The organism is Rathayibacter rhapontici, from assembly GCF_001995175.1.
In the GTDB taxonomy this organism is placed as follows: domain Bacteria; phylum Actinomycetota; class Actinomycetes; order Actinomycetales; family Microbacteriaceae; genus Rathayibacter.
In genome coordinates this window covers 1-508 of record NZ_MUKN01000132.1, presented here as the reverse complement: position 1 = coordinate 508, position 508 = coordinate 1, and the positions used below count along the sequence as shown (strand labels likewise).

The following is a 508-nucleotide window of genomic DNA, read 5'->3' as shown; positions in this document are numbered from 1 at the left end:
TCGGTGGTGGTGGCGGCAGAGGTGGGCGAGGTTGTCAGCGTCGGTTCGTCCCTGGCGCTGCCATTCGGTGCTGTGGTCGATGTCGCTATCGGTGGCGGAGCGGGTGCAGCCGGGGAAGCGGCAGGTGACGTCGCGGGTGGCGAGGGCGCGGTGGAGGTCGGCGGGGACGCGGTAGGTGGTGCGTCCGACGGAGAGGACAGCGCTGGTTTCGGGGTGGGTGAGGATGCGGGTGAAGGAGGGGGCGTCGGCGGCCAGGCGTCGGGCTGTTGTGGGGTCGATGGGGCCGTAGCCATCGAGGACGCCGGCCTCGTCCGATCGTCCGAGGAGGGTCATGACGGGAACGGTGACGGAGACGCGGGGGCGGATGCCCCGCGGGATCGCCGTCGCCGGCGAACCATCTGGTCTCGCCACGATCTCGCCGTCGAGCAGGAGCGCGGTGGCGACGTCGGCGCGCAGCTGCCCCAGGGTGCGCTGCTCCTCCGGCACCTCGTGCAGGCTTCGGGCGGCG

General features: G+C 72.6%; 1 protein-coding gene. It reads right to left on the bottom strand.

Features of this window, described 5'->3' with window-relative positions; all coding sequences use genetic code 11:
- Nucleotides 1-486, bottom strand: a 486-nt coding sequence (locus B0T42_RS18965; RefSeq protein WP_342418291.1) for an HNH endonuclease signature motif containing protein, incomplete at its 3' end; no start/stop codon positions are given.
- Between the last annotated feature and the right edge of the window lie 22 nt (nt 487-508).